Source organism: Pseudomonas sp. NFACC24-1 (genome assembly GCF_900115235.1).
GTDB lineage: Bacteria > Pseudomonadota > Gammaproteobacteria > Pseudomonadales > Pseudomonadaceae > Aquipseudomonas > Aquipseudomonas fluorescens_AA.
In genome coordinates, this window is record NZ_FOVS01000013.1 from 13,138 (window position 1) to 30,405 (window position 17,268).

The following is a 17,268-nucleotide window of genomic DNA, read 5'->3' on the forward strand; positions in this document are numbered from 1 at the left end:
CATCGGTAAAGACCAATGGCCCTATCAACAATACGGGTTGTTCGAGCGCCTGACAGCGCCCGAATGGCTGCAAAGGAAATCTTCATGAACAGCCGCATCAAGCCCTGGCACAAAGGCCTGGCATTGACCCTACCGCTGATCGCACTGTTGGCCGGTTGTAACCGCGGCGAAAAGGTCGAAGAACCTCAGACCCATGCCCTCGCCACCTATGTCAGCGCCCCCTGGGAGGCGCTGCCGGCGGTGTCCGATGCAGACCTGCTGGCCGGTTTCGGTTCCTGGCGCGGCGCGTGCACCCGGCTCAAGGCCGATGCAACCTGGGGTCCGACCTGTGCGGCAGCGGCCAACGTGCCGCAAACCCCACAGGATGTACGCAACTTCCTGAAACAGAACCTGGACGTCTATGGCCTGCGCTCGGGGGACAACAGCCCCAACGGCCTGATTACCGGCTATTACGAGCCGGTCTACCCCGGCAGCCTCACCCAGACCACCACGGCGAATATTCCGGTCTACGGTGTACCGGAGGACATGATCATCGTGTCGCTGGACAGCCTCTACCCTGAGCTCAAGGGTAAACGCCTGCGCGGCCGCCTCGAAGGTCGGGTGCTCAAGCCGTATGACGACGCGGCCACCATCGAGACCAACGGCGTGAAGGCGCCGGTCATTGCCTGGCTGACCGATCCCATGAACCTGCAATTCCTGCAGATCCAGGGTTCGGGACGCATTCAACTGGCTGACGGCCGCCAACTGCGCATCGGCTATGCCGACCAGAACGGCCATCCCTACCGCCCCATCGGACGCTGGCTGGTCGAACAAGGCGAACTCAAGAAAGAAGACGTGACCATGGGCACCATCAGTGCCTGGGCCAAGGCCAACCCGAACCGCATTCCCGAATTGCTCGCCAGCAACCCCAGCTACGTGTTCTTCAACCGCAACCCCGACAGCAATGAAGGCCCGCGCGGTTCGCTGAATGTACCTCTGACCGCCGGCTACAGCGTGGCGGTGGACCGCAAGGTGATTCCGCTGGGCAGCCTGCTGTGGTTATCCACCACTCGCCCCGACGGCAGCGCCTTGAATCGCCCCGTCGCCGCCCAGGACACTGGTGGTGCGATTACCGGCGAAGTGCGGGCGGACCTGTTCTGGGGCACGGGGGAGGCCGCAGGGCAGTTGGCCGGGGACATGAAGCAACAGGGACAGATCTGGATGCTCTGGCCCAAGGGCATGGCGTTGCCGCAAGTGCCGCAGGTGGCGAATGCGGTGACCGCCAATCCCTGAAGAGATGTGCTGATGTTCCGGCCCCATCGCGAGCAAGCTCGCTCCCACAGTTGATCGCCAGTGGACACATCTCTTGTGTGCGACTAGATCAATGTGGGAGCGAGCTTGCTCGCGATAAGCCCCAGTACAGACGCCGCCAGGCTCAAATCGAAACGAAGAAGAAACTCGCCACCAACCCTACCCCCACGAACCATACCAGCGAACGCAGAATCGCCCAGTCCGCCAGATAGCAAATGATGTAGAGCAGGCGGCTGGTGATGAACAGCACCGCCAGCACATTGATGGTGACCAGTTCGGCGTTGCCGGCCAGGTGCGCGACGATCACGGCGGCGGCGAAAAACGGACTGATTTCAAAGCTGTTCAGTTGCGCCGCGTAGGCACGCCGGGGGGCGCCTTCGAGTGAATCGAGAAAATCCCGGGGGTCGTGATTATCCTGCAACCGGTATTTCCCACCGGCCTTGGCGATCCCGATACACAGGTAAGGCAGGAGAAAAGCAATCAACACACACCACAGGGCAACCGTCATACCGCACTTCCTTTTTTGAGTTTTATAGAGAATCGAGCGTCAGGCTTTCATCACCAGCATGCCAATCAGCACCAGCCCGCAGGCTAAGAGCCGCGGCAAGCCAAAAGGTTCTTTCAGGTAGCGCATGCCGAACAGCACCACCAGGATCACGCTGATTTCCCGCAGCGCCGCCGCTTCGGCGATCGAACCCAGTTGCATGGCCCATAGCACCAGAGCGTAGCTGAACAATACGCAGAATCCGACCGCCAACCCCAGCCGCCACTGTTCGTGCCAGAACCGCATGAACGCCGGCCGTTTGCTCACCAACGCCAGCAAGGGGAAGGGCCAGGCGCTGAGCAGCGTGACCCAGACCAGGTAATCCAGCGGATGGGACCAACGCCGCAGGGCATGGCCGTCGATAAAGGTGTAGCAACCGATGCACAGGCCGATCAGCGCCACCACCGGCAACATCGACCAGGGCAGCCGGTCGCCGCCACCGCCCTGCCACAACAGGCAAAGCATGCCGAACGGGATCAGCAAGATACCGATGACCTGCTGGGTCGTCAGCGCTTCACCAGCGAAAATAAACGTCAGGGCCAGCACCACCAGCGGCGACAGGCCACGCATCAGTGGATAGACCAATCCCAGGTCTCCGACCCGATAAGCCTGGATCAGCAAATAGCGGTACAACAGCTCGAACGCCGCCGAGGCCAGGATCCACGGCCAGATCTCCAACGGCGGCAATGCCACGAAGCCCAGGGTCAACGCGACGAACAGCAGGGCGACGCTGTCCATGCACGCCACCACCAGCAAACGCTCGCCACTGAATTTGATCAGCGTATTCCACGCCGCATGCAACAGCGCCGCTACCAACACCAAGGCCGTCGCAAGCACGGCACGCTCCTTGTCTTGTCCCTCCGCCCGTAGGAGCTGCCGAAGGCTGCGATCTTTTGATCTTTCACGCCAGACTCAATTGTCAGTGGAAAGATCGCAGCCTCGTTTCACTCGACAGCTCCTACGATCAGCGGGGCTCATGAATTGATTCGCGATCGTTTATACTTCAGGCCGATCACGCCGCACTCAGTTGCGCATAAGCCAATTCCAATAATTCTGCTGCTGCCAAGTTCACTAGAACCGGGCGCCGGCATGCGTATGCCTGATCCGGGCGTCAAGACTACAGACAGAGACCTTGCGCATGCCACTCGCCTTGCTTGCTTTGGCCGTTGCCGCTTTCGGCATCGGCACGACTGAATTCGTCATCATGGGGCTGTTGCCCGATGTCGCCCGGGACCTGGCCGTGAGCATTCCCCTGGCCGGGCTGCTGATCACCGGCTACGCCCTGGGCGTGGTGTTCGGTGCGCCGATCCTGGCGATCGGCACCGCCAACATGCCGCGCAAGGCCACGCTGTTGGGCATGACCCTGATGTTCATTCTCGGCAATGTGCTCTGCGCCCTGGCGCCGAACTACACCACGCTGATGGCTGCCCGGGTGATCACGGCGCTGTGCCACGGGGCGTTCTTCGGCATCGGCTCGGTGGTGGCCGCCGGGCTGGTGGCGCCGAACAAGCGGGCCCAGGCGATTGCCATGATGTTCACCGGCCTGACCCTGGCCAACGTGCTGGGCGTTCCGTTGGGCACGGCCCTGGGTCAATACGCCGGCTGGCGCTCGACCTTCTGGGCGGTTTCGATCATCGGCGTGATCGCGGCCATTGCCCAATGGGTCTGGCTGCCCAAGGAAATTCCCATGGACAAAGCCAACCTGGCCAGTGAGTTCAAGGTCCTGGGCAAGGTCAACGTGTTGCTCGCCCTGGGCATGAGCGTACTGGCCTCTACCAGTCTGTTCAGCGTATTCACCTACATCGCGCCGATCCTGCAGGACATCACCGGTGTCAGCCCCCACGGCATCACCGTCATGCTGCTGTTGTTCGGCGTCGGTCTGACGGCCGGCAGCTTCCTCGGTGGACGCCTGGCGGACCGGCGCCTGCTGCCTTCGCTCGTCGGCATGGCCCTGGCCGTGGTGCTGGTGTTGGCCGCGTTCAGCCAGACCAGCCGGTCGGTGATCCCAGCAGCAATCACCCTGGTGCTGTGGGGCATCTTCGCCTTCGCCCTGTGCCCGATCCTGCAATTGCTGATCATCGACCAGGCCCACGAAGCACCGAACCTCGGTTCCACACTCAACCAGAGCGCATTCAACCTGGGCAACGCCGCCGGGGCCTGGATGGGTGGGTTGGTCGTGGCCAGTGGTGCCGACCTGGCGGATCTCCCCTGGACTGGAGCAGCGGTCGGCGGCCTCACGGTATTGACTGCCTTGTTCTTTATCCATCGACAACGACGCTTGGCGGCAGTCGCTGTTTGAGGGCCGGAGAAATCTATCCAACCCACGAGTGAATACGCTGCGCGTTCAGTAAGAAAATATCCCGGCACGCGCAGGTTGTTTTACCAGCCTGCTGGAGGCCCCGTTCCAGAGCTCTTCGTTTGAGGTCCACCGGCGAATGCGGGCCGGCGGCAGATATTTTTTCCAATTGAGTCATCGGGGAAAATGCCTTCAGGTTTTGTTTAAAGTTCGACCCCCTACTCCATGGGTCCAAGGAACGAACCTGCATGCCTGTACCATCATCAACCTCATCCACCGGGCTCCAGAGCTACATCCAGTCGCAGCCTCAAGAGGTCAGCCCTAAGAAAACCGATTGCCGAAGCCAAGAGTCAGCGAGCTCAGAACGTGGTAGCACGTTGCTATGCGGAGGGCCAGATGGGTCGACATCAATCACCCGGTACGACGACGGTAGAGTAAAAGTCAGCAGGAATCGGCCGGCCATTGAAGAACTGAACCTGAGTGGCGGTGGTGCCAAGGGTGTGGTCATTTCCGGACTCGTGGAAGCGCTCGAAGCCAACGGTGTCATGGACGTTATCGAAATGATCACCGGTTCGTCCGCGGGAGCCATATCGGCTGTTTTACTCGCCAGCGGCATGACTCACGCGGACTTCGATAGGATCTCAGACAAGGTTTCCCTCATCTCCTTGCTCAATAGCGCCGATCCTGGTGTTTCAGCCAGACAGGATGGATGGTCGAATTTAGGCAAGAAACTGAAGAAGATCCCGTTGGCACAGCTGATTTGTGATCTGGTGCCACGCCTGGGTTCCAAAGGGATGCCGCTGGAGGAGCTGATCAGAACGGAATCTTGCGCGGCGCTTTTACAGCGTTGCGACAACGTAACGACACCCCTCTCCCCGCAAGCCCAGAAAGTCATCGACAGTGTGCGCGAGAAAAAATTTGTCACCTTTGGCGACTTGGATGTCCTGAGCAAAGAGATTCCCCAGATTAAATCCGTGGAAATCACCGGCACCGTCATGGTGGAGGGGGGCGCGCAATTATTGGTTTATAGCGCTAAGACCACCCCTGATATGGATATCGCCGTGGCAGCGCATACCTCCGCTGCGCTGCCGGTAGTGTTCAGTAAACCGATCGTGCAAGGGCTCCCATTCCAGCGAACGGGCGAAACCACGGCGGTTGCCGACGGTGGCATCCTGAACAACACACCGATATCGGCCCTCTACAATCCGGTTCATCAGATGAGCCCGATCCCGGAAAAGGAACACTTGATCCTGGTATTCGAAGGTGGGGAACCGGATCAAATAAGCCAAAGGGGGACGGGTATATCGGCCCTCGTTGACAAATTCCTCAAGGCGCCTCACGCGGCTTACTCTGCGCTGAATGCCAAACAGATGAAGGGCTTCGCCAACCAGATCGTTGTCGCTCCGCTGAATACCCCTAAAGGTGATTTCACTGGGACGCTCAGTGGAACGGTTCGATTCAGCATGCCCGAGCCAACCAAGAATTATCTCCAGGAAAAAACGCGTGAGGCTGTCCAGATCCATCTCGACGCACGCAATGCAACACAGCAAACCTTTTGGTTTGACTCGACCGAAGCAGCCCTGCTGGCACTGAGTGACAAAGAACTCGAGCAACTAAGCCCGGAATTGGAAAGAGACGAAACCTGCGCGCAAGTCATTGCCTTCAAGCGCCAGGCACAGGAAGCGTGGACGCAACTGAAAATCGCCATCAAAGAGGCGAATGAAACCTCCACCAGACTGGAACCGAGCCAGCAAATCCGAATGGCCATTGGGACCCTCGATCAACTTGCAGACCATCCCGACAAGCTGGAATGGCTGGCTAAACGGCTCAATCACAATAGTGATCCGGATTTCATGCAGTACCTGCAGGCTGCCGCTCGCTGGGACAAGGACGCGCCCAGCGGGATTTCCGCAGTCACGCGCCACGCCGTCGAGGAAATGAATCAGCGAGACCTTGCTACACGCGTCGATAACGTCGTGCGGTACGTGCTGTACCCTTCGATCTTTCTAAACGGTCAAACCGACTGGAACGAAAAGCTCATCAAGGGTGTCGTCCGAGACCTGGAGGAGGTGCGCAGCAAAGAGACCTTCAACAATGCACTCAAGCGGGTTATCGATAATTACGTATCACGCTCCACCGGACTGGCCAATCCCGAATCGCACACCCGCACCACACTGCTCAACATGTTGTACCCAGAACCGCTCGCCTGAGCCAGGAGCCTGCGCCCAGGTGCCCGGTCATTGCGAATCAGCACGCCGCCCATCCTCCGTCGAACGATTGGCCTTGGGCGGCCCTTCCTCGCTGCGAATCTGCGCATGACTGATCAAGGCAAAGATAAAGCTGCCGCCGACGATGTTCCCCGCCAACGTCGGCCCGGCGAACACCAGCCAGAAATCCTTCCAGGCCAGCTCTCCGGCGAACACCAGGTAGGACACTTCGGCCGAGCCGACGACGATGTGGGTGAAATCCCCCAGCGCCATGAGGTAGGTGATCAAAATGATGATCCACATCTTGGCGCTTTCCATGGACGGGATCATCCAGACCATGGTGGCAATCATCCAGCCGGAAATGATGCCCTTGGCGAACATCTGGCCGGTGTCGTTCTCCATGACCTTGCGGCCTATCTCCAGGAAAGCCTGGTCGGTGCGCGGGTCGAAAATCGGCAGATGCAGCATCACGTAGGCCACCAGCAAGGTGCCGCACAGGTTACCCACCAGCACCACCCCCCACAGCCGCAACAACCGACCGAAGTTGCCCAGCGTGGGTTTGCTCATGATCGGCAGCACAGCGGTCAGGGTGTTTTCGGTGAACAGTTGCTGGCGGGCCAGGATCACCGCGAGAAAGCCGGCGCAGTAACCGAAACTGGCGATGACCTTGAAGCCCTCGTGATCCGGCAGCCGGGAGCTGAGCAAACCCATCGCCATCAGCGACAGCCCCATGGTCAATCCCGCTGCCAGGGCCGACCACCAGAGCGCGGCGATACTACGTTCCAGCTCCAGATTGCCCTGGGTGCGGATGATTTCATGCAACACCGCCGCCCGCGGCGGCTGGTTACGGTCGACTTCATGCTGCTCCTGAGCCGAAAGATCAGGGGTCTTGCCGTCTTTGTGGGTGTCCATACAGCTCCTGAACCGGTGGCGTGATGTACCTACGACACGCGGCGCTCGGAGCTGTTCAGTGGCACCCCAAACACAGATGTGGGAGCGAGCTTGCTCGCGATGACAGCGCCGCCGATCTCACCCGACGACATCCTCCTTGAACTGATCCTTAACGTACGTGATCTCGGTCCGCCCATGGGGCGCGGGCAAGCCGTCTTCGCCGAGGTTGACGAAGACCATTTTCTCCACGGTCAGGATGCTCTTGCGGGTGATTTTGTTGCGCACCTCGCAGGTCAGGGTGATGGAGGTGCGGCCAAACTCGGTGGCGGTGATGCCCAGCTCGATGATGTCGCCCTGGCGCGAAGCACTGACGAAATTGATTTCCGAGATGTACTTGGTGACCACGCGCTGGTTACCCAGCTGGACAATGGCGTAGATCGCCGCCTCCTCGTCGATCCAGCGCAACAGGCTGCCGCCGAACAGCGTGCCGTTGGGGTTGAGGTCTTCGGGCTTGACCCATTTGCGGGTGTGGAAATTCATGTTCACTCCTGTGCGTCTGGCCGTTGAATAGCCGCATCATGGCAGACCGGGCGGTCAGGCTCTAGGTCGCGGGCCCTATGACGGTCATCGGCAATTTTGATTTGCCGACAGAAACCCTTTTGGAAGATCCGATTAGCCCGTTATAATCGCCCCGTTTTACCCGGTCCACCCGTTGGACCGTTCCCGCCACCTGTCCGAGGGGCGCTGCAGCAGGCTCGACCTGTCAGGCTCGGATGGGGCGTTGTTTGTACGGGCCTGCCCGCACGGACACTAAACGCACAACGGCGCCCATTCGCATACATTACGAATGGAGGCTCTTCATGAGCGCTGTTATCACGCCTGCAGCTTTTACCGATTACAAAGTCGCCGACATGTCCCTGGCTGCCTGGGGTCGTCGCGAAATCATCATCGCCGAATCCGAAATGCCAGCCCTGATGGGTCTGCGTCGCAAGTACTCTGGCGAACAGCCATTGAAAGGCGCAAAAATCCTCGGCTGCATCCACATGACCATCCAGACTGCCGTGCTGATCGAAACCCTGGTTGCCCTGGGTGCCGAAGTGCGCTGGTCGTCCTGCAACATCTTCTCGACCCAGGACCAGGCCGCTGCCGCCATCGCCGCCGCCGGTATCCCGGTATTCGCCTGGAAAGGCGAGACCGAGCAGGAGTACGAGTGGTGCCTGGAGCAGACCATCCTCAAGGATGGCCAGCCATGGGACACCAACATGATCCTCGACGACGGCGGCGACCTGACCGAGCTGCTGCACAAGAAATACCCATCCGTGCTGGAAAACGTCCATGGCGTGACCGAGGAAACCACCACCGGCGTGCACCGCCTGCTGGACATGCTGGCCAAGGGCGAATTGAAAATCCCGGCCATCAACGTCAACGACTCGGTGACCAAGAGCAAGAACGACAACAAGTACGGCTGCCGTCACAGCCTCAACGACGCCATCAAGCGCGGCACCGACCACCTGCTGTCGGGCAAGCAGGCGCTGGTGATCGGCTACGGTGACGTGGGCAAGGGTTCGTCCCAGTCCCTGCGCCAGGAAGGCATGATCGTCAAGGTGTCCGAAGTCGACCCTATCTGCGCCATGCAGGCTTGCATGGACGGTTTCGAGCTGGTTTCGCCGTTCATCGACGGGATCAACGACGGCACCGAAGCCAGCATCGACAAGGCGCTGCTGGGCAAGATCGACCTGATCGTGACCACCACCGGCAACGTCAATGTCTGCGATGCCAACATGCTCAAGGCCCTGAAGAAGCGCGCCGTGGTCTGCAACATCGGTCACTTCGACAACGAAATCGACACCGCTTTCATGCGCAAGAACTGGGCATGGGAAGAAGTGAAGCCACAGGTCCACAAGGTGCACCGCACCGGCACCGGCAGCTTCGACCCACAGAACGACGACTACCTGATCCTGCTGGCCGAAGGCCGCCTGGTGAACCTGGGCAACGCCACCGGTCACCCAAGCCGCATCATGGACGGTTCGTTCGCCAACCAGGTCCTGGCCCAGATCTTCCTGTTCGGCCAGAAATACGCCGACCTGTCGCCGGCCCAGAAAGCCGAGCGCCTGACCGTGGAAGTACTGCCCAAGAAACTCGACGAAGAAGTGGCCCTGGAAATGGTCCGCGGTTTCGGCGGCGTGGTCACCAAGCTGACCAAGCAACAGGCTGACTACATCGGCGTCACCGTCGAAGGCCCGTTCAAGCCGCACGCTTACCGCTACTGATCGGCGCTGCTCCCCCACGGGAGCAGGCTTTTTTGTGGGAGCGAGCTTGCTCGCGATGCAGACACCTCGGTCCAACTGCCGTACCGAGGCGATGGCAATCGCGAGCAAGCTCGCTCCCACATAAGCCCGCCCCCACCAGGGATATGCAAGCCTCTCCGGCCTACGAGTTTCCAAGGATATGACCATGTCCCAAGACCGTCGCTACAGCTTCGAGTTCTTCCCGACGAAGACCGATGCTGGGCATGAAAAACTGATCGCCACTGCCCGCCAGTTGGCCAGCTACAACCCCGACTTCTTCTCCTGCACCTATGGCGCCGGCGGTTCGACCCGTGATCGCACCCTGAACACCGTGTTGCAGCTCGAAAGCGAAGTCAAAGTTCCCGCTGCCCCTCACCTGTCCTGCGTCGGCGACAGCAAGGACGACCTGCGCAGCCTGTTGACCCAGTACAAGGCCGCCGGCATCAAGCGCATCGTTGCCCTGCGTGGCGACCTGCCGTCGGGCATGGGCATGGCCAGCGGTGAGCTGCGCCACGCCAACGAACTGGTGAGCTTCATTCGTGAGGAAACCGGCGAACACTTTCACGTCGAAGTGGCTGCGTATCCGGAAATGCACCCGCAAGCGCGCAACTTCGAAGACGATCTGCGCAATTTCGTGCGCAAGGCCAATGCTGGCGCCAACAGTGCCATCACCCAGTATTTCTTCAACGCCGACAGTTATTTCTACTTCGTCGAACGTATCCGCAAGCTGGGCGTCGACATTCCTGTCGTGCCGGGAATCATGCCGATCACCAACTACAGCAAGCTGGCGCGCTTCTCCGACGCGTGCGGTGCAGAAATCCCACGCTGGATTCGCAAACAACTGGAAGCCTATGGCGATGACTCCTCAAGCATCCAAAGCTTCGGCGAGGAAGTCATCACACAAATGTGTGAGCGTTTGTTGCAAGGCGGCGCACCGGGGCTGCATTTCTATACCCTTAACCAGGCCGAGCCCAGCCTCGCGGTATGGAACAACCTCAAGCTGCCGCGCTGAATTGACTTAATGCGGTGGTACAAAGAGGCCTTGGCGAAAACCAAGGCCTTTTTTTTAAGCACAGACATCTGGAGGATCGCAGTAGATGCCCAATGGTCACAGGCTAACGACCCCACAACTCATTTATCTGGTCTACGGGGCCGAAACCTACCACCAGGAAGCGTTGTTCAGCATCGCCAGCGCGTTGGCCGGCCTGCGCAAGACGCCGGACGAAGCCTTGGATATCCAGGTGTTCACCGACAATCCCGCACCGTACGCAGGGCTGCCGGTGCGTTTGCGCCCATTGGACAATGAAACCCGCCAGGCCTGGATCGAACCCCACGGGTATCACTTCCGTGCCAAGCACGTGGTGATGCGCAAAGTGCTCGAAGAAGCCGAAGTGGCGCTGCTGATCGACACCGACACTTTTTTCCATTGCTCCCCCCTCGAACTGTTTCGTCGCGTCCAGCCTGGTACATTGCTGTGCAATGCCTTCGGCCTGACGTATGGCGCCAACAAAGACGCCGGGCTTTACCTGACACTGGCCGACACATTGCACCAGCGGCAGTTGGCGGACGACGACATGCCCTTGCTGAACTCCGGGGTCATTGGTCTCAACTGCGCCGACGCGTCAGTCCTGGATCGCTCGATCGCCCTGATGGATGAACTGTATCCATTGGCGAAGGGTGCCTACACGCTGGAAGAGTTCTGCCTTTCGGTAGCGGCCTATCGCTCGGTGCAAGTGCGCGAATGCCCGGACCTGATCCACCACTATTGGAGCCGCAAGCAGCTGTTTCGCGCCAAGACCAAAGCCTGGCTCGCCAAACACGGTGCCGCACCGACTTGCCACAAAGCCCTGGATGAAACCGGCCAAGTCACCGCCAACCTGCCTCGGCCGCCGACCTTCCAACGCCTGGCCTACAAGTTCATCACCCTGGGGCTGCCCGGCCATAAACGCCAGTTCATGCGCGAGATCCTCTATGGCTGCTATCGCCATACCAACGAGTTCGACCAGGCCTGCGCCCCGGTCTGGTGGGAAAAAGCCCTGGAAAACGTCGAAAATCGCCTGGAAAAGTCGCTGCAGGACCATGAACTCAAACGTTGGCTCGATCATCCGCTGATTCGTCTCGTGCTGGGTGAGCGCCGCGAAGCCATCTATGCGCACCTGATGCAGGCAAAAGGCAAGTAGTGGCCTGCGCGGTGAGTTCGCTGGTTCAAATTCGCAGAAGTTGACTCACTAGCCAAACAGCCACCAGGGCACAGGCCAGAGCGCTCTAGCTATTTGATAAGCTCTCGTCGTAACCTCAGGCCCATGCCTGTCATTGTCCAGCTGCTGACCGCCCTTCTTCTCTTGTGCCTGAGCGTGACCGCTCAGGCCGAGAAGTTGCGCATTGTCACCGAACCCTGGGCGCCTTATGTCTACGAAGAGAACGGCAAGAAGCTCGGCCTGGACTACGAAGCCACGGCCATTGTGTTCAAGCGCCTGGGCATCGACGTGGAATGGCAGTTCCTGCCTTGGAAGCGGTGCCTGGCAATGCTGGAACAAGGGTTGGCGGACGGGGCGCTGGACATTTTCCACAGCGATGAGCGCGATGCCCTGTTGCTTTACCCCAGCGAACCGCTGTCGGACGTGGAATTCGTGATGTTCTACGCCAACGCCCGCCCCCATCCGTTTCGCACGCTCGACGACTTGGGCGGCCTGACCGTCGGCACCTCGCCCGGTTACCTGTACAGCCAGGCCTTCAGTGAGTCGACCCTGTTCAAACGTGAAGCGGCGCCCACCCATGAAGCCAACTTCGGCAAGTTGCAACTGGGCCGAATCGACCTGCTCATCACCGACCGCAGGGTCGGCCGACATCTGCTCGAACAAATGCAATTGGGCGACCAGATCACCGAAAACCCGGAGGTGGTGAGCCGTCAAAGCCAATACCTGGCGGTGCGGCGCAATGCCGGGATGGATTTGCTGGTGCAACGCTTCAGTGCCGAACTCAAGCGTTTCAAGCGCGAACCAGCCTATGCCGAACTGAGCGCCCGCTACGGCGCAGGCGCCATGACCAAGGCCACACCGCCCAGTCGGGCCAGCACTGAAATAAACCGTTGAGCAGCAGGAAAGCGGCGCGGGGCGTTTGCTCTGTTATACTCCGGCCTTCCCGCCAGGCTCACGCCCGGACGCCCGGTCTTGCAAAAGGCATCCCGACACCGCTACAGCGCAGCCTACAGCCCGCGCGAGCCTTGTCCGGACCCGCCTTCGAGACCCGGCAGGACCGGACGGGATGACGTCTTTTGGTTGAACGTCATTCGCGCCCGGCAAGACTATCCCATTGGGCCAGGCCCTCACTAAAACAGGATTACTCATGTCCTTTGCTTCCCTCGGTCTCTCCGAGGCTTTAGTCGGCGCCATCGAAGCCGCCGGCTATACCCAGCCTACCCCGGTGCAACAGCGGGCCATTCCCGCCGTGTTGCAAGGTCGCGACCTGATGGTCGCGGCGCAGACAGGTACTGGTAAAACCGGTGGTTTCGCCCTTCCGATCCTGGAGCGGTTGTTTCCCAACGGTCACCCAGACAAATCCCAGCGTCATGGCCCGCGCCAACCGCGCGTACTGGTCCTGACCCCTACCCGCGAACTGGCGGCCCAGGTACACGAGAGCTTCAAGGTCTACGCTCGCGACCTGAAGTTCGTCAGCGCCTGCATTTTTGGCGGCGTCGGCATGAACCCCCAGGTCCAGGCCATGTCCCGTGGCGTCGATGTACTGGTGGCCTGCCCCGGTCGCTTGCTGGACCTGGCCGGCCAGGGCAGCGTCGATTTGTCCCACGTTGAAATCCTCGTGCTGGACGAAGCCGACCGCATGCTCGACATGGGCTTCGTCCATGACGTGAAGAAAGTCCTCGCCCGCCTGCCCGCCAAGCGCCAGAACCTGCTCTTTTCGGCGACGTTCTCCAAGGACATCACCGACCTGGCCGGCAAGCTGCTGCACAACCCGGAGCGCATCGAAGTCACGCCGCCGAACACCACGGTCGAGCGTATCGAGCAACGTGTGTTCCGCCTGGCGGCCAGCCACAAACGTGCCCTGCTGGCGCACCTGATTACCGCCGGCGCCTGGGAACAGGTCCTGGTCTTCACCCGTACCAAGCACGGCGCCAATCGCCTGGCCGAGTACCTGGACAAGCACGGCCTGCCAGCCGTGGCGATCCACGGCAACAAGAGCCAGAACGCCCGCACCAAGGCCCTGGCCGACTTCAAGGCCGGCGAAGTGCGCATCCTCGTGGCCACCGACATCGCGGCCCGTGGCCTGGACATCGACCAGTTGCCCCACGTGGTCAACTTCGAGCTGCCGAACGTCGATGAAGATTACGTTCACCGTATCGGCCGTACCGGCCGTGCCGGTCGTTCGGGCGAAGCGATCTCGCTGGTCGCGCCGGACGAAGAAAAGCTACTCAAAAGCATCGAGCGCATGACCAAGCAGAAAATTGCCGACGGTGACCTGATGGGCTTCGATGCCAGTACCATCGAAGCCGAGAAGCCTGAAGTGCGCGAACGTCCGGATGTGCGTAATCCGCGCAATGCCCGTGGCCCACGGGGCGACGGTCCGAACGGCGGTGGTGGCGGCGGCGGTCGCAAAGACAAAGGCAAGGACAAGGGCAAGGAGAAATCGGCCAGCAACAGCAATGGCCGCGGCGAACGCCCTGCCCGCGAGCAGAAGCCTCGCGAAGGTACCCCAGCCCGTGAGCAGCAGCGCCCGACTCCGCGCGCCGCAGCCGATCGTGCGCCGGACGAGTTCCTGGATGACGATGTCGATAACTTCGGTAACCGCGTCGACTACGTGCCGCAGCAGAAACCGGCCCAGGGCCGCGGTCGTCGTCCGGGCGCCCCAGCACAGGGCGCAGGTGCAGGCGCTCCGCGCGGTGGCCAGCCACAGGGTCGCCAGAACGGTCCGCGCAACAGCAACGGCTCGTCTACCGGCACACCACCGGCCAAGCGCAGCGGCCCACGCAACGGCGCCCCACGTGACGGCCAGGCCCGCCGCGACGACACCCGCCCGCGCCGCCCGGCCCGTGACGACCAGCCTCGCCAGGAACCGGCCGTGCAGAACCCACGCAGCAACCAGCCGAAAATCATGCACAAGGAATCGAAAGCCGATCGCTTCCCGACACCTGAACAGCTGGATCAACTGCCAAGCCGTCCACGGGGCGAAAAACCGGCATTGCTGACACGCAATCGCTGAGTTTTTCCAAGCCGTGAAAAAGCCCCGGGTCTCGCGACCCGGGGCTTTTTTTGGCCCGACACATTCCCAATGGGGGAGCGAGCTTGCTCGCGATAGCGGTATGTCAGTCAACATCAAGTCGACTGGTAAGACGCCATCGCGAGCAAGCTCGCTCCCACAGGGTTCTCTGTGTTGCCCGAATCCGCGTAATAAAAAACGCCCCTGGTCCCAAGACCAGGGGCGTTTTTTTGTCAGGCGCGAAGGTTACTTCGCTTTGACACCTTCAAACGAGACGTACAGTTCGACCGCGTCGGAGGTTGGCCCCAGGTCTTTCTGCTTGCCGAAGTCCGAACGCTTGATGCTGGTGGTGCCTTCGAAGCCAGCACGGTAGCCGCCCCACGGGTCCTTGCCTTCACCCAGGAAGGTGGCCTTGACCACGACCGGCTTGGTCACGCCCAACAGGGTCAGGTCACCGGTCACATCGGCGGTTTCCTTGCCATCAGCGTTCTTGCCAGTGGACTTGACGCTGGTGGACACGAAAGTGGCCTTGCCGAATTTGCTGGCGTTCAGGAAGTCAGCGCTGGCGATGTGCTTGTCGCGCTCGGCGTGGTTGGTGAACACACTGGCGGTATTCACGTTGAACTCGATCTTGCTGGCTTCAGGCTTGGCGGCGTCGAAGCTGAACTTGCCGTCGATGTCCTTGAAGGTACCGGTGATGTAGCTATAGCCCAGGTGGCTGATCTTGAAGTCGACGAAGGCGTGCTGGCCTTCCTTGTCAACGACGTAGTCGGCAGCCATGGCCTGGCCGGCAGACAGCAGGGCAGAACCGATTGCCAGGGCGGCGAGCGTCTTTTTCAACATGCTTTCTATTCCTTTGGAGTCGAGGTTGAACATCAGGCTTGGCGCCCCAGCATGCGCTTGAGGGTCGCGTCACGGTCGATAAAGTGGTGTTTCAATGCTGCCAACGCATGAAGGCCGGAAAAAATGACCAGCGCCCATGCCAGGTAGAAGTGGATCTCACCGGCGACGTCTGCCTGATCGGGCAGTCCGGACACCAGCGCGGGTACTTCAAACAGGCCAAACACCGGTATCCCGACACCGTCTGCGGTGGAAATCAGGTAACCGGCAATCATCACGGCAAACAACCCGAGATACAGTGCGCTATGTCCAAGCTTGGCGCCGACGCGGGTCAGGCGGCCATAGGTTGGCAGGGTCGGCGGTGGCGGGCTGACAAACCGCCAGACCACCCGCAGCAACATGACCGCCAGCAGCACCAGGCCAATGCTCTTGTGCAGGTCCGGCGCGTCTTTGCGCCAGGTGCTGTAGTAATCCAGGCCGACCATCCACAGGCCCAGGGCGAACAGCCCGTACACCACCAGCGCAACGCCCCAGTGCACAGCGATACTGACCCAGCCATAGCGAGAAGAAGAGTTGCGAAGCTGCATTGCTCATATCCTGTAAAAACTGCGATCAAGACTAGCGAGTTATCTATCGATTTAAAGCGGAAATTTTCGCTTTGAAATATCGAGAAATACGATCATCAGTCTGGAGGGGGTGGGTTAAGGAAAGATTAAAGGGGAAACGGTAGGTGATGGCGAGGGGGCTGGCGGCCGCTGGATATGCGCCTGAGCCTCATCGCGAGCAGGCTCGCTGCAACAGAAGACCGCGTCGGAATCGTCACCATCGCCCAACTATTTTTTCCATGCAATATATATGTATCGTCATTTCCGCTTCTCCTCTTGATCACATGGGCGTTCAACAACTATTGAACGAGGTGAAGCATGGCTGTTCCTTACACCCCATTTCGGGCCAACGGCTCACCGCTACTTCCGCCCAATCAAACAATGGCGCCGGGGCAGTTTCTTCAGTCCCCAAACGGAAAGTTTCGACTGATATTGCAGGCTGATGGGAATTTGGTTATCAAGGACGTCGGTACTGTCGTCTGGATTGCAGACAGCAATCAACGTTATAGTGCAACCTTGTATCCAAAGAGAATGCGAGAGCCCCTGCAATTTGTAATCGCTGATAGTGGCTTTCTTTATGATCCATCCAGAAGACGCTTATGGATTGCTGAAAGTAGCCATAGCAGGGACAAGTCGCTTTGGTACAACGCTTGTATGGTCATTCAGGATGACGGCAACCTGGTCATCCATGACAGGCGAACGGGAAAGCTATGCTGGGCTCGCTTTGGCTTCGTCCCGGGACGTATGTCCAAGCCAAAGCGGGTCAAAATTTTATTTGAGGACTTTGAAATTAAAACTTGGTCGTTTTCACTGCCGCCTCTCTAGAGTCACTTATTGGCGCACTCAGGCCTGTAAGGATCCATGTCGCATCTATAAACTAATTGAGGATCGTGCTTTTTCAGCACCATACGACCATCAGCAGTGCAACCACTGATACCGAATACTGCCAATAGCATTAAAGCTGCTATCAACTTCATATTAACTCCAGCTTTTACGAGGTGAAAATTGTGAATTATTAGTTCACCGAGCACTCAGGCCTATATGGATCGATGGAGCATTTGTGTGCTAACTGCGGATCTCTTTTTGGAATCATTGG

The 17,268-nt window shown here is 59.7% G+C and carries 14 protein-coding genes, 1 pseudogene and 1 riboswitch; of the genes and pseudogenes, 9 read left to right on the forward strand and 6 right to left on the reverse strand.

The features are described 5' to 3' along the window. The first annotated feature begins 84 nt into the window (after window positions 1–84). The gene (locus BM317_RS13810; RefSeq protein ID WP_092474622.1) at window positions 85–1,272 is read left to right on the forward strand and encodes a murein transglycosylase A; all 1,188 of its coding nucleotides are present in this window, start codon (window positions 85–87) and stop codon (window positions 1,270–1,272) included. 142 nt (window positions 1,273–1,414) lie between these two features. Here BM317_RS13810 and BM317_RS13815 read toward each other — a convergent pair whose 3' ends face one another. Continuing rightward, window positions 1,415–1,798 carry an MAPEG family protein gene (locus tag BM317_RS13815; protein ID WP_060740239.1) on the reverse strand — a complete coding sequence of 128 codons (384 nt, stop codon included), beginning with the start codon at window positions 1,796–1,798 and terminating at the stop codon, window positions 1,415–1,417. A 39-nt stretch (window positions 1,799–1,837) separates the two neighbouring features. Further along, window positions 1,838–2,671, reverse strand: coding sequence for an EamA family transporter (locus BM317_RS13820; protein ID WP_092474624.1), 834 nt, complete (start codon window positions 2,669–2,671; stop codon window positions 1,838–1,840). A gap of 301 nt (window positions 2,672–2,972) precedes the next feature. On the opposite strand from BM317_RS13820, the gene BM317_RS13825 reads away from it, so the two are divergent. Next, the gene (locus tag BM317_RS13825; RefSeq protein ID WP_092474627.1) at window positions 2,973–4,133 is read left to right on the forward strand and encodes an MFS transporter; all 1,161 of its coding nucleotides are present in this window, start codon (window positions 2,973–2,975) and stop codon (window positions 4,131–4,133) included. 245 nt (window positions 4,134–4,378) lie between these two features. Beyond that, window positions 4,379–6,340, forward strand: a complete 1,962-nt coding sequence (locus BM317_RS13830; RefSeq protein ID WP_092176585.1) for a patatin-like phospholipase family protein — start codon at window positions 4,379–4,381, stop codon at window positions 6,338–6,340. Window positions 6,341–6,367: 27 nt separating this feature from the next. Here BM317_RS13830 and BM317_RS13835 read toward each other — a convergent pair whose 3' ends face one another. Next, the gene (locus BM317_RS13835; RefSeq protein WP_092176589.1) at window positions 6,368–7,249 is read right to left on the reverse strand and encodes a formate/nitrite transporter family protein; all 882 of its coding nucleotides are present in this window, start codon (window positions 7,247–7,249) and stop codon (window positions 6,368–6,370) included. A 117-nt stretch (window positions 7,250–7,366) separates the two neighbouring features. Further along, a complete protein-coding gene (locus BM317_RS13840) occupies window positions 7,367–7,768 on the reverse strand; it encodes an acyl-CoA thioesterase (RefSeq protein ID WP_060740235.1) in 402 nt (133 codons plus the stop codon). 190 nt (window positions 7,769–7,958) lie between these two features. Further along, window positions 7,959–8,065, forward strand: a riboswitch (S-adenosyl-L-homocysteine riboswitch). Window positions 8,066–8,088: 23 nt separating this feature from the next. On the opposite strand from BM317_RS13840, the gene ahcY reads away from it, so the two are divergent. From ahcY to BM317_RS13865, 5 genes and pseudogenes are all read left to right on the forward strand, one after another. Next, a complete protein-coding gene (ahcY, locus tag BM317_RS13845; RefSeq protein WP_092176598.1) occupies window positions 8,089–9,498 on the forward strand; it encodes an adenosylhomocysteinase in 1,410 nt (469 codons plus the stop codon). Between the two features lie 184 nt (window positions 9,499–9,682). Continuing rightward, entirely contained in the window at window positions 9,683–10,528 is an 846-nt protein-coding gene (gene metF / locus BM317_RS13850; RefSeq protein WP_092474628.1) for a methylenetetrahydrofolate reductase [NAD(P)H], read from the forward strand. An 85-nt stretch (window positions 10,529–10,613) separates the two neighbouring features. Then, on the forward strand, window positions 10,614–11,696 hold the full coding sequence (locus tag BM317_RS13855; protein WP_092474631.1) for a hypothetical protein: 1,083 nt from the start codon (window positions 10,614–10,616) through the stop codon (window positions 11,694–11,696). 123 nt (window positions 11,697–11,819) lie between these two features. After that, window positions 11,820–12,627, forward strand: a pseudogene (locus BM317_RS13860) (substrate-binding periplasmic protein); the annotation flags it as partial. Window positions 12,628–12,861: 234 nt separating this feature from the next. Beyond that, window positions 12,862–14,730, forward strand: a complete 1,869-nt coding sequence (locus BM317_RS13865; protein WP_092474634.1) for an RNA helicase RhlE2 — start codon at window positions 12,862–12,864, stop codon at window positions 14,728–14,730. Between the two features lie 243 nt (window positions 14,731–14,973). Here the strand turns inward: BM317_RS13865 and BM317_RS13870 are convergent, their stop codons facing one another. Beyond that, window positions 14,974–15,570, reverse strand: coding sequence for a YceI family protein (locus tag BM317_RS13870; RefSeq protein ID WP_025215936.1), 597 nt, complete (start codon window positions 15,568–15,570; stop codon window positions 14,974–14,976). A gap of 32 nt (window positions 15,571–15,602) precedes the next feature. Beyond that, window positions 15,603–16,154, reverse strand: coding sequence for a cytochrome b (locus BM317_RS13875; protein WP_072405882.1), 552 nt, complete (start codon window positions 16,152–16,154; stop codon window positions 15,603–15,605). Between the two features lie 336 nt (window positions 16,155–16,490). On the opposite strand from BM317_RS13875, the gene BM317_RS13880 reads away from it, so the two are divergent. Further along, window positions 16,491–16,997, forward strand: coding sequence for a lectin-like bacteriocin LlpB (locus BM317_RS13880; RefSeq protein WP_092474637.1), 507 nt, complete (start codon window positions 16,491–16,493; stop codon window positions 16,995–16,997). The last annotated feature ends 271 nt before the right edge of the window (window positions 16,998–17,268 follow it).